The organism is Bacillus sp. H1a, assembly GCF_000633475.1.
GTDB lineage: Bacteria > Bacillota > Bacilli > Bacillales > Bacillaceae_G > Bacillus_A > Bacillus_A paramycoides.
In genome coordinates this window covers 1-1306 of sequence record NZ_AYMH01000162.1, presented here as the reverse complement: position 1 = coordinate 1306, position 1306 = coordinate 1, and the positions used below count along the sequence as shown (strand labels likewise).

Annotated in this window: 1 pseudogene; it reads left to right on the top strand. The window is 32.2% G+C overall.

Annotation, left to right across the window (positions count from 1 at the left end):
- Nucleotides 1-525: 525 nt before the first annotated feature.
- Nucleotides 526-1151, top strand: a pseudogene (locus tag U860_RS32380) (glycosyl transferase); the annotation flags it as partial.
- Nucleotides 1152-1306: the final 155 nt, after the last annotated feature.

Genomic DNA, 1306 nt, shown 5'->3' with positions numbered 1-1306 from the left:
AGTTTTCAAAGAACTACTTTGTCGCTCATTTGCGACTTCCTTATGTTAACATTTTCATGTTTCAATGTCAACTAAGTTTTTTTATTTCGTTTGTCGCTTTCTGCGTTGATGCTATCGGCGACTTGTTTTATATTACACCTCTACACTCTAATCGTCAATACTTTTTATGTTTTTTATTTTACAAATTATAAAAGGTATTGAACTCTCTTAATTTCTAATCCATTCCTAAAGATTCTTAAACTTGCATAGGAGGATTGTAGTTAAGTTAATAATCGTCAGTTTGCACTATCCCGCTTAATACTAATAATTTTCTAAAAAATAAATGTCAGCAAGTACATATATATTAAGGATAGCATTTTTATTCTTATACATCCCAGCTAAAATCACCATTTCTTCCTTTCCTCTTACCTCTAGGGGGCTATAAACAAAACACTTCACTATATCTTCTTTACATTCACTAAATCGATGAGGAAACTCAAGTGATCTAATAAACTAACTATTAATAAACTTAGGAGGCGTTATGAAATGCATGTTAATAAGAAGATAATTTATGTATCCCATGATGCCCATTTCCACGGAGCACAGCTGCTTTCTTTACATACTATTAAAGCTCTTAAAGAAAACTTTGATTACTCCGTTGCAATTATTTCTATTGGACGGGCATTTTAATCCACGATTTTCAAAAGTATGATCCTGTTTATTGCCTAGAGGAAGACTATCCAACAGAAGAAACGGTCGAATTATTAATAAAGACGTTATTATCACAATACTATACCAGCGCCATATGCAGTACCGTCATAAGTGGTGATATGGTTGTATTACTAGCTAGACACAATATAAAAGTTATTTCATTAATACATGAACTACCGCATTTAATACAACATTACTCTGCCGAAGGAAAAGCTAGAAACATCGCTGAATTTGCTGACAAAATTGTCTTCCCTTCACAATACGTATATGAAAAATTCTGTGCAATCACCCAATTGGATCATCAAAAATGTCACATTCTCCCTCAAGGTTTATTTAACCACAATCCTTATAAGAACAATATTGCAAAAGCTAGAAATGAATTACGCAAAAGACTCAACCTGCCTCTAGATAGTAAAATTATTTTGGGTGCAGGTTTCGCCGATCATCGAAAAGGCATAGAAGAAATACAAGATACGCTACTTATCAAAAACACCATACATAATGTCTCAAGTGTAGTTTTTAAAAACATAGATATTAAAAAAAACAGAAAAACAATTAGAAAAGTTTAAAAGGCAATTAACAAAGGTATGAAGGCATACAAAAAAGACGAGTCATT